Annotated in this window: 16 protein-coding genes and 1 pseudogene; 4 read left to right on the top strand and 13 right to left on the bottom strand. The window is 70.7% G+C overall.

What is annotated here, in order from left to right; translation table 11 throughout:
- Window positions 1-27: 27 nt before the first annotated feature.
- From ACYVO6_RS08790 to ACYVO6_RS08750, 9 genes are all read right to left on the bottom strand, one after another.
- Window positions 28-480, bottom strand: coding sequence for a hypothetical protein (locus tag ACYVO6_RS08790; protein ID WP_461058990.1), 453 nt, complete (start codon window positions 478-480; stop codon window positions 28-30).
- Between the two features lie 370 nt (window positions 481-850).
- Window positions 851-1744: a cytochrome c biogenesis CcdA family protein gene (locus ACYVO6_RS08785; protein ID WP_461058988.1), complete on the bottom strand. Its 894-nt coding sequence runs from the start codon at window positions 1742-1744 to the stop codon at window positions 851-853.
- Window positions 1745-1750: 6 nt separating this feature from the next.
- Complete coding sequence (locus ACYVO6_RS08780; RefSeq protein ID WP_461058986.1) at window positions 1751-2317, bottom strand: redoxin domain-containing protein; 567 nt, start codon at window positions 2315-2317, stop codon at window positions 1751-1753.
- Between the two features lie 92 nt (window positions 2318-2409).
- Window positions 2410-3111: a Crp/Fnr family transcriptional regulator gene (locus ACYVO6_RS08775; RefSeq protein WP_461058984.1), complete on the bottom strand. Its 702-nt coding sequence runs from the start codon at window positions 3109-3111 to the stop codon at window positions 2410-2412.
- Window positions 3112-3287: 176 nt separating this feature from the next.
- Entirely contained in the window at window positions 3288-3773 is a 486-nt protein-coding gene (locus ACYVO6_RS08770) for a hypothetical protein (RefSeq protein WP_461058982.1), read from the bottom strand.
- 112 nt (window positions 3774-3885) lie between these two features.
- On the bottom strand, window positions 3886-4674 hold the full coding sequence (locus ACYVO6_RS08765) for a class I SAM-dependent methyltransferase (protein WP_461058980.1): 789 nt from the start codon (window positions 4672-4674) through the stop codon (window positions 3886-3888).
- 2 nt (window positions 4675-4676) lie between these two features.
- Complete coding sequence (locus ACYVO6_RS08760) at window positions 4677-6275, bottom strand: radical SAM protein (RefSeq protein WP_461058977.1); 1599 nt, start codon at window positions 6273-6275, stop codon at window positions 4677-4679.
- A 73-nt stretch (window positions 6276-6348) separates the two neighbouring features.
- The gene (locus ACYVO6_RS08755; RefSeq protein WP_461058975.1) at window positions 6349-6810 is read right to left on the bottom strand and encodes a MauE/DoxX family redox-associated membrane protein; all 462 of its coding nucleotides are present in this window, start codon (window positions 6808-6810) and stop codon (window positions 6349-6351) included.
- 172 nt (window positions 6811-6982) lie between these two features.
- Window positions 6983-7630, bottom strand: coding sequence for a peroxiredoxin-like family protein (locus tag ACYVO6_RS08750; protein ID WP_461058973.1), 648 nt, complete (start codon window positions 7628-7630; stop codon window positions 6983-6985).
- 105 nt (window positions 7631-7735) lie between these two features.
- On the opposite strand from ACYVO6_RS08750, the gene ACYVO6_RS08745 reads away from it, so the two are divergent.
- On the top strand, window positions 7736-8335 hold the full coding sequence (locus ACYVO6_RS08745) for a TetR/AcrR family transcriptional regulator (protein ID WP_461058971.1): 600 nt from the start codon (window positions 7736-7738) through the stop codon (window positions 8333-8335).
- A gap of 13 nt (window positions 8336-8348) precedes the next feature.
- On the opposite strand, the gene ACYVO6_RS08740 is transcribed toward ACYVO6_RS08745, so the two are convergent.
- The 3 genes from ACYVO6_RS08740 to ACYVO6_RS08730 form a co-directional block, all read right to left on the bottom strand.
- Window positions 8349-8921, bottom strand: coding sequence for an SRPBCC family protein (locus ACYVO6_RS08740; protein ID WP_461058969.1), 573 nt, complete (start codon window positions 8919-8921; stop codon window positions 8349-8351).
- Window positions 8918-9220 carry a DUF427 domain-containing protein gene (locus ACYVO6_RS08735; protein WP_461058967.1) on the bottom strand — a complete coding sequence of 101 codons (303 nt, stop codon included), beginning with the start codon at window positions 9218-9220 and terminating at the stop codon, window positions 8918-8920. The genes ACYVO6_RS08740 and ACYVO6_RS08735 overlap by 4 nt, the downstream gene beginning before the upstream one ends.
- A 71-nt stretch (window positions 9221-9291) precedes the next feature.
- Window positions 9292-9537, bottom strand: a complete 246-nt coding sequence (locus ACYVO6_RS08730) for a MerR family DNA-binding protein (RefSeq protein ID WP_461059373.1) — start codon at window positions 9535-9537, stop codon at window positions 9292-9294.
- Here ACYVO6_RS08730 and ACYVO6_RS08725 point away from each other — a divergent pair.
- A pseudogene (locus ACYVO6_RS08725) lies at window positions 9484-10662 on the top strand (ABC transporter ATP-binding protein); the annotation flags it as partial. The gene ACYVO6_RS08730 and the pseudogene ACYVO6_RS08725 sit on opposite strands and share 54 nt — an antisense overlap.
- On the opposite strand, the gene ACYVO6_RS08720 reads toward ACYVO6_RS08725, so the two are convergent.
- Window positions 10659-11588, bottom strand: coding sequence for an MFS transporter (locus tag ACYVO6_RS08720; RefSeq protein ID WP_461058965.1), 930 nt, complete (start codon window positions 11586-11588; stop codon window positions 10659-10661). The pseudogene ACYVO6_RS08725 and the gene ACYVO6_RS08720 sit on opposite strands and share 4 nt — an antisense overlap.
- Before the next feature lie 210 nt (window positions 11589-11798).
- On the opposite strand from ACYVO6_RS08720, the gene ACYVO6_RS08715 reads away from it, so the two are divergent.
- Together ACYVO6_RS08715 and ACYVO6_RS08710 are read left to right on the top strand one after the other, a co-directional pair.
- A complete protein-coding gene (locus ACYVO6_RS08715) occupies window positions 11799-12245 on the top strand; it encodes a MerR family transcriptional regulator (RefSeq protein ID WP_461058963.1) in 447 nt (148 codons plus the stop codon).
- Window positions 12242-13843, top strand: a complete 1602-nt coding sequence (locus tag ACYVO6_RS08710) for a peptide chain release factor 3 (RefSeq protein WP_461058961.1) — start codon at window positions 12242-12244, stop codon at window positions 13841-13843. The genes ACYVO6_RS08715 and ACYVO6_RS08710 overlap by 4 nt, the downstream gene beginning before the upstream one ends.
- Window positions 13844-14007: the final 164 nt, after the last annotated feature.

Raw genomic sequence — 14007 nt, 5'->3', positions numbered from 1 at the left:
TCGGACTCCGCATCTGGGACCTTGAGGTCAGGGCTGGGTGGTGTCCACGATGAAGCGGCGACTGAGACTGATCTCGCTCGAGAACAGGCCCAGGTCGGTGGTCACCGTCAGCTCGTACTCCCCGTCCCGCAACGCCCTCACATCGAGCACTCTGTGGCTTCCGACCCACAGGGTGGGGACAATCTCGCCGTTCAGCCTGACCTCGATATTGCGTAGCGCCTCACGCAGCGACTCGTCGTCGCTGCGACCGTCCGTGTCCACTGTGTCCACCGTGAGTGTGGCCTCGGAGAGCGCGGCGGCGTTCAGCACGCCGCTGCTGGGGATGCCGCGTATCCGGAGCTCCGGCTGGTTCACCGCGTTGGCCACCGCAATGCCTCCGATCGCCAGGGCGGCGGCGACAGCGGCAACCAGAAGTGTGATGAGCACCCTGCGCAGGGACCGGGCTCGCACAGGGTCCGACGTCTTCAGGGCCAGCCGCATGGACACATCCTTCGAGGAGTTGCTGCTGTGGGTCGTCGGCTCCGCCTCTTCGTCCCGCCGTGGCCTTTGCATCAGCCTCTGCACCGGCTTGAGGACAGACGGGCCCGAGGACACGGACTTGGACTCGCGGGTGTCCGGCGACCCTGATGGTGCCACCTCAACCGTCACGGAATCCAGTTCGCCCTCACCCTCCCCTAGATACACGGACGCCCGGCGCGGGCCCGACCACGGCGTCCTGCACGCCCCCGACTGCGAGGAGGATCCGCAGGGCGCGCCCGTACTGAAGAGGACGCCGTCTTCACCCTCAGCCGCTTCGACGGCACCACCATGACCGTCTGACCTCTCGGCCGGCCCGTCGGCCGCCCCGCGTTCAGGGGGTGTGGCTGGGCGTCGACCTGGCGCCGGTGTCCGTACCGGGTGACCGGCGGGCCCGTCGGAAGCCGATGAGCACCACTGCCGTGACGAACAGGGCCGCGAAGACGAGAGCGATCACCGTGGGGCCGACGGCCTCCAGCGTCTCGGCGATGCCGCGCTGGACGGCTCCGGCCGCATCGATGACCGGGTCCTGGGTGGCCGGGTTGTTCTGGACACGGATCTCGTACCAGCCGTAGTGGGCGACGTAGGCGCCGACGATCAGGATCAGGGCGCCGCCGGTGCGGGAGGCGAGCGAACCGAGGCGGCGCAGGCCGGTGACGCGGGCGGTGCGGGTGAGGGCGACGGACAGGGCGGCGGCGCCGACGATCACGCCCATGCCGGCCGCGTACGTGGTGAACAGGGTGATGCCGTCGAGGGTGGATCCGCTGCGGAAGGCGGAGACGACGATGGCGAGGAAGGGGGCGATGGTGCAGCCGAGGGAGGCGATGGCGTAGGCGGCGCCGAACAGGGCCATCGACGCGGCGGAGCGGGTGACGGTGGGGGCGCGGCGGAGTTTGGGCAGCAGGGCGGGCAGGTCGCGTCCGGTCAGCAGCCAGGCGCCGGCCAGGGCGAGCAGGAGGCCGAAGGCGATGGTGAACCAGGGCAGGTGTTCTTGGACCTGGCCTGCGGCGGGGGCGATGGCGAGTCCGAACAGGGCGAACACGGCGGCGAATCCGGCGGTCATGGCCGCGGTGGCGGCGAGCGCGCGGCGGATGGCGGCCGTGCGGGTGGGGGAGTCGTCGCCCAGGACGAGCAGGGAGAGGTAGGCGGGCAGGAGGGCGAAGCCGCAGGGGTTGACGGCGGCGAGCATGCCCGCGGTCAGGGCGAGGGCCAGCGGCAGATCGGACATGGCGGTTCAGCCGATGAGCGGGCTGAGCTTGTCGGCGAGGCCCTCGCCGGCAGGGAGGCTGCCGGTGAAGACGGTCTTGCCGTCCTTGTCGAGGATCACGTAGACGCTCTGCTGGGTGATCTCGAACCTCTTCCAGATGTCCCCGGCCTCATCGGCCAGGTTCGGGAAGGCGCCGACCCCTGTGTCGGTGACGAAGTCCTTCATGGCCTTGGTCTTGTCGAGTCCGGCCACCCCGATCACGTGCGCCTGGCCCTGGAACCGGTCGGCGACCTTGGCGGTTTCGGGGCCCTGGGCCTTGCAGGTGGGGCACCACGGGGCCCAGAACCACAGCACGGTGGGCTTGCCCGCCAGTGTGGCCGCGTCGAACGGCTTGCCGTCCACGGTCGTGCCGGTGAACCGCAGCGCCTCCGGGACCGCCGCGGTACCGGCCCCTGCCTCCGCCGAGGACCCGGAAGCCGGGGAGCTGGTCTTCTCCGTGGTATTGCTGGAGGAGGCGGACTTCTCCGTACCGCAGCCGACGAGGGTGAGCGCGGTGGCGGCCAGCAGGCCGGGGAGGATCAGGCGGGCACGCATGACGGGACGGCTCCTGGTGGTCGGGGTCGGCTGAACTGTAGGCCGGGCGGTGGGCGGTATGGGCTGGGGCGGGTGCTTACGGTTCGGTGACGTCAGCCCGCGTGGTCGGCGAGCCGCTCGGGGGCGAGGACGGTGATGCGGCCCCGGGCGAGGCGGATCAGGTGCTGGTCGGCGAAGTCGCGCAGCACCTTGGTGCACGTTTCGCGGGAGGTGCCGGCCAGGGCGGCGATCTGCTGGTGGGTGAGCGCGATCTGCGGGCTGCGGGCCCCGAGCACCCGGGGGCGGGTCTCGGCCGCGAGGGTCAGCAGGGTGGTGGCGATGCGCTGCGGCACGGACTTGAACACGCTGTCGGACAGGCGCTGTTCGAGGTCGGTCAGGCGGCGCCCGAGGATCTCGGTGATGCGGGCGGAGATCCGGGCATCGGCCAGCAGAAAGCGGTGGACGTCGGCGCGGCTCATCACGCAGACGGTGACGTCGTCCAGAGCTTCGGCGAAGTTGTCGTACATCCGCTGCCCGAGCAGCACCATCTCGCCGAAGATGGTGCCCGGGCTGATGATCGCGCAGGTCAGGGCGCGGCCGTCGGCGGAGACCCGGAAGATCCGCACCCGGCCCCGCTTGAGGATGAACAGCACCTCGGAGGGCTGGGAGGGTGAGTACAGCAGTTCTCCGGCGCTGTAGGTCTTCATCGGGGCCGCGGCGGCGATGGCGTCCATCTCCACGTCGCTCAGGTCGCGGAAGATGTCGACCTCGGAGATGCACCAGGTCTTCTCGGCCTCGTCGCCGGTGTGGTTCATGTGGTGTGGTTCCTCGCGTCGTCCCGGTGCCCAGGGCGGGGGTGCGGCGCCCCACGCCGGGCCGGCCAGCGCGTCCGCGCGGTGGGTCAGACAGTAGTCGTCCGGGGTGCCGAGGTCAGGCTCGGTAGCCCGCAGCGGTGCGCCGGGACCAGGTGTTGACGCTGGTGGTGTCGGTGTCATCCGGTGGTCCGGCCGGTGCGGTTGCCCGCCATCTGGGCGACGAGCGAGAAGGTGAGCCCGGCCAGCAGACCGAAGACGAGGTGGGCGCCGAGGCTGGAGGAGGTGACGTCGTTCCATTCGAAGACGGGCATGCCCATGTTGGCGGGCATGATCCACAGGGCGCCGACAGTCCACCACACCGCGCCGTAGGCCAGGCCGAGGACCACGGCGGGCGCGAGGCGCTGGGCGAACTCGCCCAGCAGAGCGCCGAAGGTGATGCCGGCGAAGAGCGCGATGGACAGGTGGATCAGCCACCCGACGACGGCGTTGGTGGAGCCGAGGAGTCCGGCGACCATGGTGATCATCGCGGTGTCCGTCATCGGCCTCGATACCGACATCCAGATGCCCATCCCGACACCGCCGACCAGGCCGGCTGCGGCGCCCCACATCGCGTGCACCGGAATGACGGCCGTGCTCGGGGAAACGTGCAGGGTCGTGGCCATGATGATCGTCCTCCTCTTGCGCCGACTTTCTGCTCTCGCTGCTGACGCTAGGACGCGGGGCATGTGCAGGTATGTGAGGGCGCTTACGTACCCGGCGGTAGCGCCACGGCCGTCAGGGGGACTTCACGGCGGTCAGCAGGGCGTAGCCGAGCGCGCCGTCCGCGACGGCGGCGCGGGCCGCGACGAGCACGGCCGGGGCGGCGGTCAGGTCCACGCCGGCGTCGGCGAGGCGGGCCGGGGCGGTGATGCGCAGCAGGTTCAGCCGCGCCTCGATCTGGTCGATCATGCGGAGCAGGGCCTGGTCGTGGCGCTCGGTGGTCAGGGTGCGCAGTCCCGCGGCGGCCAGGATGTCGGCGTACTCGGCCAGCGGGCGGGCGTCGGCGATGCAGGCGATGCGGGCACCGAGACCGGTCAGCTCGGGCGGCAGCCGGTCGGGGACGGCGGTCACGTCGGTGATGCCGACCCGGCCGCCCGGGCGCAGGACACGGGCGAACTCGGCCGCGGCCTGGACCTTGTCGGGGAAGGTGCACAGCGCGCACTCGCACACCACCGCGTCGAACACGCCGTCCGGGCAGGGCAGGTACTCAGCGTCGCCTGTGGTGAACAGGGCCCGCTCCGCCAACCCTGTTGCCTGCGCCGCTCCTTGGGCGAGGGCGGTATTGGCGGCCGAGTAGTCCACACCGTCCACCCGCACCCCGTAGGTGTCGGCGAGCAGGAGTGCGGTGGTGCCCCGGCCCGAGGCCACGTCCAGGACCCGGCTGGCTGCGGTCAGTTGGAGGCGGTCGGCGAGGCGGCGGGTCAGGGCGGTGCCGCCGGGGTGGTAGGAGTCGCCGAGCAGCAGGGCGACGACGTCCTTGGCGTAGGCGTCGGCGCAGCAGGCTTTGACCTCGTCGCTGTTCATGATCACTGCCCCTCGGCCGCGGTACGGGCGGTCTTCGAGCCGTACGGTGTCGGGGTGAGCCGGTCCGCGAGCGGCAGGGCGTTCGGCGCCACGTCCGCGACCGCCACGCCCGACATCTGGGCCCGGACCTGCTCGCGGTAGCCGACTGAGTTGTAGGCGCAGAATGGGATCAGCCGCCCGTCGGGGGTGCTCTCCTCCACGCAGCACTTCATCAGTTGCTTGACGTTCAGGGTGTAGGGGTCCTGGAAGTCCTGCACCACGATCATGAACGCCTTGTCGTTGAGGTCCTTCACCGCCTGGGGCAAGTCGATGCCGCACGAGTCCGCACAGTCCAGCGCCTCGGCGGTGGCCCGCAGTTGCTCTTCGGTGGTGGTGGTGCCCATGAACGCGGAGGCCGACCACAGCTTCTCCAGGGCCTCGCGGATGCCTACGTCGGGCATGACACGGTTGGTGACGTAGTCGAGGTAGTCCTCGACCTGGAGCAGACGCGGGATGGGCACGACGGTGCGGTTGCCCGGTTCCCCGTCCACGAGAAGGTAGGTGATGGAGCGGCAGGTGGGAAAGCAGCAGGGCACGGGGAAGAAGTCGCCCTTCTGGAACCACTGCGGGCGCTGGGCATTGATGAGCTTGATGACGTCGGGGTTGGTGAGCCGCTGGAGCGGGTCGAACTCCACGTGCCGTCCGGAGTGGGTGACCGGCTGGAAGGCCACCGAACGTACGGCGGGGTGGTCGATGCCGAACTCGACGATGGCGCCCAACTCATGCTCGTTGAGGCCGCGTTCGACGGCGGCGACGAGGGTGACGGTCAGCCCGGCCTCGGCGCAGTTGTCCAGTGCGCGCTGCTTGAACGTGCGCAGGTCCCGGCCCCGGATCTCCAGGTGGGTGCGCTCGTCGAAGCCGTCGAACTGGAGGTAGATGTTCACGGACCTGCCGGGGACCTGGTTGCGTTTGCCGAGCTCGGCGACGAAGTTCTTGTCGGTGGCAAGGCGGATGCCGTTGGTGTTGAGGTTGACGTTCTTGATCGGGCGGGCCTGGGCGAGGTCGATGAAGTCGAGGATGTGCTTGTGGATGGTGGGCTCTCCGCCGGAGAACATCACCACCTCTGCCTCGCCCTCGGATTCCACGAACACGTCGAGCATCCGTTCGCACTGTTCGTGGGTGATCGAGTAGCCTCCCCCAGTCTCGGCTTCGCTCGACCGGGGGGACCCCCAGCTCTGGTGGCCGGAGTCGGCGAAGCAGATCGGGCAGTCCAGGTTGCAGCCGGTGTTGACCTCGATGATGCCCAGGCAGGCGTGTTGCTTGTGCTCGGGGCACAGTCCGCAGTCGCTCGGGCAGCCGTCCTTCACCTCGGTCTGGAAGGTGAGCGGGATGGTGCCGGGCTTGTTGAAGCGGGCCGAGGACAGGTACTCCTCGGCGTCGCCGTACACCAGGGCCTCGAACTCGCCGTGCTCGCGGCAGCGTTTACGCAGATACACCTTGTTGTCACGGATGTTGACCTGGGCGTCGACGGGCGTCTTGCACAGCGGGCAGATCGACTTGGTGAACTCCACGAACACCTCGTCGCGGTCCACCTTGCGCCGGGGCGCGGATGCCTGGGTCATCGGTACTCCTCACTCCGTCGAGACGGGGTCGGCTGTTCGGCTTGGACACTGGAGCGTTCACGCCGTCCGGTCATCACACGTCCGCCTCCTCATTCCGTAGCCCGTCCCGGTTGCGAGCACCAGCCGTGCCGACAGGCGTAGCCGCGCTGCCGCGCAGCAGCAGACCGGCGTAGAGCAGCAGGAGCGCGTCCTGGACGAGCATGAACCAGCTCAGCCGTTGGGGCAGGTAGCGGCCGAAGCAGCCGCAGTTGGTCACGGTGAGCCCGCGTACGTACGCCTGTGCCGCCAGCAGCGCCCACACCACCGCAACGCCGGTGAACACCCACACCGGCACCCTCGCCCGCGACCGCGGGCGGGCCAGGAACCACACCCCGCACACCAACTCGCCCGCGATCAGCGCCACGGCGAGCGCGGTCGCACCCGGCCCAGTGACCAGCCCGTACGCGGCCAGAATGCCGGGCATCCGTCGGAAGGACGCAAGCTGCCCGGCCGCCATCGCGACGCACAGCACACCCAGCACGATCCGCAGCACCATGCCCAGCACGCTACGGCCGGAACGCGGCCGGGAACTGTAAGCGCGCTCACCGAACAGGCACCCGCCGCGCGGGACCATCGGCTGCATGACGACCGTGTCGTCGAAGCGGGTGATACACGGTGAGCGGTCCGGGACGGTCGAGGCGGGACCGTCGGACCGCCGCCCTGGTGGGTCAGTGCAGGGAGTCGAGGGCGGCAAGGATGTCGGCCGGTTCGGCGCGGCGGGTGTAGTCGGTGTCGACGAAGGCCCAGCGGATGGTGCCGGCGCGGTCGATGACGTAGGTGGCGGGCAGCGGCAGCGTGCGCGGGTGGCCGGCGTTGACGCGCTGGAGGTCGAAGCCGAGCTTGTCGTAGACGGCGGCGAGGTCGTCGGGGAGGTCGAAGGCGAGGCCGTACTGCTTGGCGGTGTCGGAGCCGAGGTCGCTGAGCACGTCGAAGGCGAGCTGGTGTTTCTCGGTGAGGGAGAGGGACTCGTCGGGGATCTGCGGGGAGACGGCGACCAGGCGGGCGCCGCGGGCGGTGATGGCCTCGTGGTGCTGCTGGAGGGCGCGCAGGGCGATGTTGCAGTACGGGCACCAGGCGCCGCGGTAGAAGGTCAGCACGGCGGGGCCCTGGGCCAGCAGGTCGTCCAGGGACAGGGTCTGCCCGGTCGCGGTGGGGAGGGTGAAGCGGGGGGCCTGCGCGCCGACGGTCAGGGCGCGGTCGGCCCGGCCGGAGTCGGCGAGTTCCTGTCCGGCCCGGCGCATGATCTCCCGGATCTCGGCGGGGATCTGCTGCTGGCGGGCTTGGTAGAAGGCGCGGAGCTCGGCGTTGAGGGTCATGGGGATGGTCCTCCTGGGTCACGACTCAACTCGGAACGACCATTCCAAGATAGCGAGGGCGGAAGTATCCTGGAACCCTCGTTTCGAGATGGCGGGGTAAGAGGCATGCCGGACATCAAGCACTTCGACCCGGACACGGCCCTGGAGGCCGTGGTGCGGCTGTTCTGGCAGCAGGGTGTGGCCTCGACCGGCATCCAGGACGTCGTCACCGCGACTGGGCTCAACCGCTCCAGCCTGTACGCCACGTTCGGCGGTAAGCAGGAGCTCTACCGCGCCGCGCTGCGCCGCTACGTGGAACAGCGGTCTCAGCCGGCGTTCCGGCGGCTGGCCGAGGACGAGCGGGGACTGCCCGCCATCGCCGACTTCTTCACCGGCCTGATCGAGGCACGCTGCTCGGGCGAGTACGCCCGCTGGGGCTGCATGGTCTCCAACGCGCATGCCGGGGCCGAGAACAGTGATCCCGAGGTGCGCGCCCTCCTGGACCGGCATCACCGGGAGCTGCGGGACGCGATGCACGCGGCGCTCGTCACCGCCCATGCCCAGGGGCAGCTCTCCGCCAGCTGCGACCCCAGCGCCGCCGCCGACCTGCTGGCGCTGCTCGCGTACGGCGTCAACCTCCGTTCCCGCGCCGGAGCGGACGCACGTGACCTGGGCACAACGGTGACCGCGGCCCTCGCCTCGCTCGGCGGCCCGGCGGCACCCTGACGGCTCCCGCCGGTCAACGCCGGGCCCTGCGCTCCGCCTCCTCCTGGACCGCGGCGAGCGATCCGGCGACGGTCGCCTCCCAGCGGGCGGCCACCTTCTCACCCCACCAGGCTCCGGCCCGCCACAGGTCGGTGCCCAGCTCCCCTTCGTACAACAGGCGGGTGCCCGTGGGCAGTTCGGTCAGGGTGAACGACTCGACGACGTACGGGACCGGACCGCGCACGAGGCGGAAGTCGATGCGCTCGGGGCGGCTGAACCGTACGGTCTCCACCGTGACCGCCTTCCACCGCCCGCCTGCCGGCGTGACGTGGGCCGCCAGCACCATGTCGCTGCCGCGCTCCAGAACTCGCACCTTCTCCCGCATGGCCCGGGTGGCGCGCCCCACGTACGGCTGGGCGATCACGTCGAAGACCACCTCCCGGGGCGCCGCGATGTCCAGGGTCTGCGGCCCGAGCGGTCTGACACGTCGGCCCACTCCCAGGTCGACCGGCAGTGCCCCGCTGACCAGCCCGGCGTATCCGCCGACGGCCACGGCCGCCGCGGTCGCCGTCCAGGCTGCCGTCCGGACCAGCCGGCGGCCGCTCATGGCGTGCCCCCCGGTTCGCCCTCGATCCGTACGCCCTGCCAGAACGCGACGTGGTTCTTGATCCGGCGGGCGAGCGGGCTCGGGTGGGGGTAGTACCAGGCCGCGTTCCGGTTGGTCCGCCCGTCGACCGTGACGGTGTAGTAGCGGGCGAGCCCCTTCCAGAAGCACAGCGACCGGCTGCGGGTCTCGGTGAAGTACTCGCCGTGCAGTGTTTCCGGCGGGAAGTAGTGGTTGCCCTCGACGATCACGGTGCGCGGGGCTTCCGCGATCACGGTGCCGTTCCATACTGCGCGCAGCATTACCGTTCTCCTCGTCATGCGCGATGGAGGTTTCTCACCTCCGGAAAGCTATGCCCGGGCGAAGGCGCGGCTCAGTAACGGCGCTCACTGTTCGTCCCGACCAGGATGCGGCAGATGTCGGCGTCCGTGCACTCGGCCGGGTCGGTCGTGGCCGCCCGTCCGGCGAGTGCGCGCAACGTGGTGCGGGTCTGGCGCAGTTCGGTCAGACGCCGGTCGATGTCGGCGAGGTGCTGGTCGATGAGCGCGGTGACGTGTGTGCAGGGTGGCGGGCCACCGGCGACCTCGGCGCCCACGTCGAGGAGATGTTCACCGGGCACGACCAAGTACTGCTCTTCGGCCGCAGCGAGGACGCCCAGCGCGACTTCGACCGGCGCAACCACGCCGCGTTCGAGGCCGGCCGCCGCGCCCAGTTCTTCTCCGGCGTCATCGAACCCGCCCTGGCCTTCCTCGGCCACCTCACGTTCGTGGCCGTCACCGTGTTCGGTGGGCTGCGGGTGGCGTCCGGCGCGATGACGGTCGGCGAGATCCAGGCGTTCATCACCTACACCCTGCAGTTCAACAACCCCATCACCCAGGCCGCCGCCCTGGTCAACATCGTCCAGTCCGGCATCGCATCGGCGGAACGCCTCTTCCAACTCGTCGACGCCGACGAGCAGGCCCCCGACCCCACGGTGCCGCAGCGACTCCAACAGGTCACGGGCAAGGTGGAGTTCGAGCAGATCTCCTTCCGCTACGAGCCGGCCGAGCCGCTGATCGAGAACCTGGATCTCGTCGTCGCCCCGCACCAGACCGTCGCGATCGTCGGCACCACCGGTGCCGGCAAGACCACCCTGGTCAACCTGCTGCTGCGCTTCTACGAACCCACCGCCGGCCGCATCACCCTCGACGGCACCGACATCGCCGCCCTGCCCCGCGCCGAACTGCGCGCCCGCATCGGCATGGTGCTCCAGGACACCTGGCTCTTCGAGGGCACCATCGCCGCCAACATCGCCTACGGTCGTGACGGCGCCACGCACGAGGAGATCGTGACGGCGGCGAAGGCGGCCCGCGCCGACCACTTCATCCGCACCCTCCCCGACGGCTACGACACCGTCCTCGACGAGAACGGCGAGGGTCTCAGCGCCGGCGAACGCCAACTCCTCACCATCGCCCGCGCCTTCCTCGCCCAGCCGTCGATCCTCGTCCTCGACGAGGCCACCTCCTCCGTCGACACCCGCACCGAAGCCCTCGTCCAACACGCCATGGCCGACCTGCGCACCGGCCGCACCAGCTTCGTCATCGCCCACCGGCTCTCCACCATCCGCGACGCCGACACCATCCTGGTCATGGAAGCGGGCCGCATCGTCGAACAGGGCACGCACGAGGAGCTGTTGGCGGCCGGTGGGGCGTACGCGCGCCTGTACGAGGCCCAGTTCGCCCAGGCGGCGACGCTCCCCGCCTAACGGGTCTCCTCCTGGCGGTGCGGCAGGGCGAGCGACACGACGGCGACGACGGCCAGGACCCCGGCGATGGCCAGGAACGCCCGCGCGTATCCGGTAGTGAGCGCCCGCACGCCGGGGACGTCGGCGGCGGCGACCGTGGAGAGCAGGGCGAGGCCGAGCGCGCCGCCGACCTGCTTGGTGGTGTTCATCAGCCCGGAGGCGGCCCCCGCGTCGGCGGAGTCGACGCCGCTGGTGACCGCGGTGGTGATCGGGGTGAGCAGGAGCCCGCTGCCGACGGAGATCAGGAGCGCCGGGCCCAGTACCCCGTCGAGGTAGCCGCTGTCCGGGGTGATGCGGCTCTGCCACCAGAAGCCGGCCGCCGAGACGGCGGCGCTGGTGATGATCAGCGTGCGCGGATCGGCGTACTTCAGCAGGCGGGGCGCGAGGCGGGCACCGACAGCCATCGTCACCAGGGTGTGCGGCAGGAAGCCGACCGCCGTGCGCAACGGCCCGTAGTGCAGGACCTGTTGCATGTACAGGGAGAGGAAGTACCACATGGGGGTGAGGCAGGCCCCGGTCAGCAGCAGGATCAGGTTGCCCACGCCCACGGAACGGATCCGGAAGAGCCGTAAGGGCACCAAAGGCGTCGGCGCCACCCGAACTTCCACCCAGACGAAGCTCGCCACCACCAGCAACCCGGCCGTCGTCACACCTACGGTCAGGGCATCGCTCCAGCCGCGTGACTCCGCCTGCGCCAGCCCGTAGGTGAGCGCGGCGATCCCGGCGGTCGCGAGCGCGGCCCCCGGGACGTCGAGGCGTGGCCCGGCCTCGCCGTCGCGTCCGCCCGGCAGGAGCCGCGCGCCCAGCAGCACACCCGCCGCCCTGCCGTGCCGCTCCTGCGGAACCGTCTTCAGCGTCTCCACGGCCTCGGCCGGCGACACCGTCACGATGCCGCTCCCGCGCAGCGCGGTCAAAGGGAGAACGAGGGGAGGGCAGCACCACCCCGAGGGGGAGCGGGGATGGCGCTGCCCTGGACGGCGGCGGCAGTCAGGGCGGTGAAAGCGCCGCCGGTTCCACTCGCTTGCAAACCTACCTTAACGAGAGGGTAGGTTTCAGTCCGGCAAGGGCGCCGGACGACGAGGCGAGGCGGTGAGGCCGTGACCGGAAGGCTGATGCAGATCGGCGAGGTGTCCGAACGTACGGGGCTGTCCCTGCGCACGATCCGCCGCTACGAGGACGTGGGTGTGGTCGTGCCCAGTGAGCGCAGCATGGGTGGCTTCCGCCTCTACACCGAGGCCGAGGTGCGCCGTCTGGCGCTGGTGCGGCGGATGCGACCGCTCGGCTTCTGCCTTGAGGACATCCGCGCCCTGCTGGAGGTACTGGAGCAGCTCCCCGACGACGGCCGGCCGTTGCCGGAGAACGACGAGCAAGCACACGAGGAACTGGTGGAACGGTTGCGTACGTACTGGGTGAAGGCCGACGCACGGTGTGAGGACCTGCGCCGGCAGCTGGGAAAGGCGGAGGACTTCGCCCGCTCCCTGCACGGTCACTTGGCCCGCCTCGTGGATGCTGCTGCCGCGGCGGACGCGGAGGCGGTGCGATGAGCTCCACCAGTGACTGGGCGGCGTCGGAGGCGGCGCGGCGGCGGACGTTCGCGGTGATCAGCCACCCGGACGCGGGCAAGTCCACCCTGACCGAGGCCCTCGCGCTGCACGCCCAGGCGATCACCGAGGCGGGCGCGGTGCACGGCAAGGCCGGGCGGCGCGGGGTGGCCTCGGACTGGATGGAGATGGAGAAGGCCCGCGGCATCTCCGTCACCTCAGCCGTCCTCCAGTTCGCCCACCGCGACTGCGTGCTGAACCTGCTGGACACCCCCGGTCACGCGGACTTCTCCGAGGACACCTACCGGGTGCTGGCCGCGGTGGACTGTGCGGTGATGCTCATCGACGCGGCCAAGGGCCTGGAGGAGCAGACCCGCAAGCTCTTCGACGTCTGCCGGCACCGCGGCATTCCGGTGATCACGTTCGTCAACAAGTGGGATCGGCCCGGCCGTGAGGCGCTGGAGCTGCTGGACGAGATCGAGCGCGAGTTCCGCCTCAGGCCCACCCCCGTCACCTGGCCGGTGGGTGACGCCGGATACCTGCGTGGCCTGATCGACGTACGCGAACCGGAGCGGATGCTGCGCTACACCCGTACCCCCGGCGGCGCCCACGAGGCGATCGAGGAACCCGTCCCCGCCGAGCAGGCCGCCACAGAGGACGGCGCGGACTGGGACAAGGCCGCCGAGGAACTGGAGCTGCTGGGTGCCGACGGCGCCGAGCACGACCAGGAGGGGTTCCTGACGGGCCGGACCACGCCGGTGTTCTTCGGCGCGGCGATCTCCAACATCGGCGTACGGCAGGTACTGGACGCCGTCGTCGACCTGGCCCCGCCGCCCGGTCCGCGCGAGCTGGAGGGCGGTGGGGCCCGGCCGGTGGACGCGCCGTTCTCCGGGCTGGTGTTCAAGGTACAGGCCAACATGGACCCCGCCCACCGCGACCGGATCGCCTTCATGCGGGTGTGCTCGGGGATCTTCGAGCGCGGCATGACCGTCACCCGCGCCGCCTCCGGCAAGCCGTTCGCCACCAAGTACGCGCACAGCGTCTTCGGCCAGGACCGCTCCATGGTCGACATCGCCTACCCCGGCGACGTCGTCGGCCTCGTCAACGCCACCGCCCTGCGCGTCGGCGACACCCTCTACGCCGACCAGGCGGCCGTCTTCCCGCCGATGCCGACCTTCGCGCCGGAGCACTTCGCCGTGGCCCGCCCCGTCGACCTCTCCCGCTCCAAGCAGTTCCGGCGCGGCATCGCGCAGTTGGACGAGGAGGGCGTGGTCCAGGTTCTCGTCTCCGATCTGCGAGGGGACCAGGCGCCCGTGCTCGCGGCCGTGGGGCCGATGCAGTTCGACGTCGTCAGCGCGCGGATGGCCGGGGAGTTCTCCGCCGCCGTGAGACTGGAGATGCTGCCGTATCACGTGGCCCGCTCCACTGACACGTCCGGCGGGGAGGCCCTCAACCGCTCCCGCATCGTCAAGGGCGAGGCCCTCACCCGTGTACGGGACAAGGCCCAGCTCGCTCTCTTCCCCGATCGCTGGCAGGCGGGCTCCTTCGAGCGGGAGTTCCCCGACGCCCGGCTCGATCACCTCATCGCCGCCCACGATTGAACCGTGCGGCACGGGTCGCAAGCCTCATCGAGTGCGGCCCGGTGAAGGCCGCCTGGGCCCGCCGGACCGGCGAGGGGCGAGGACGGTGTGGCCCGCAGGGTGCCTCAGTCGTCTGCCGGGCGCTGGTGGGCGACTGACCCAGACCTCAGCCCGGCGCACGTGCT

Source organism: Streptomyces pseudoechinosporeus (genome assembly GCF_054783935.1).
This window is presented reverse-complemented; position numbering and strand designations above follow the sequence as displayed.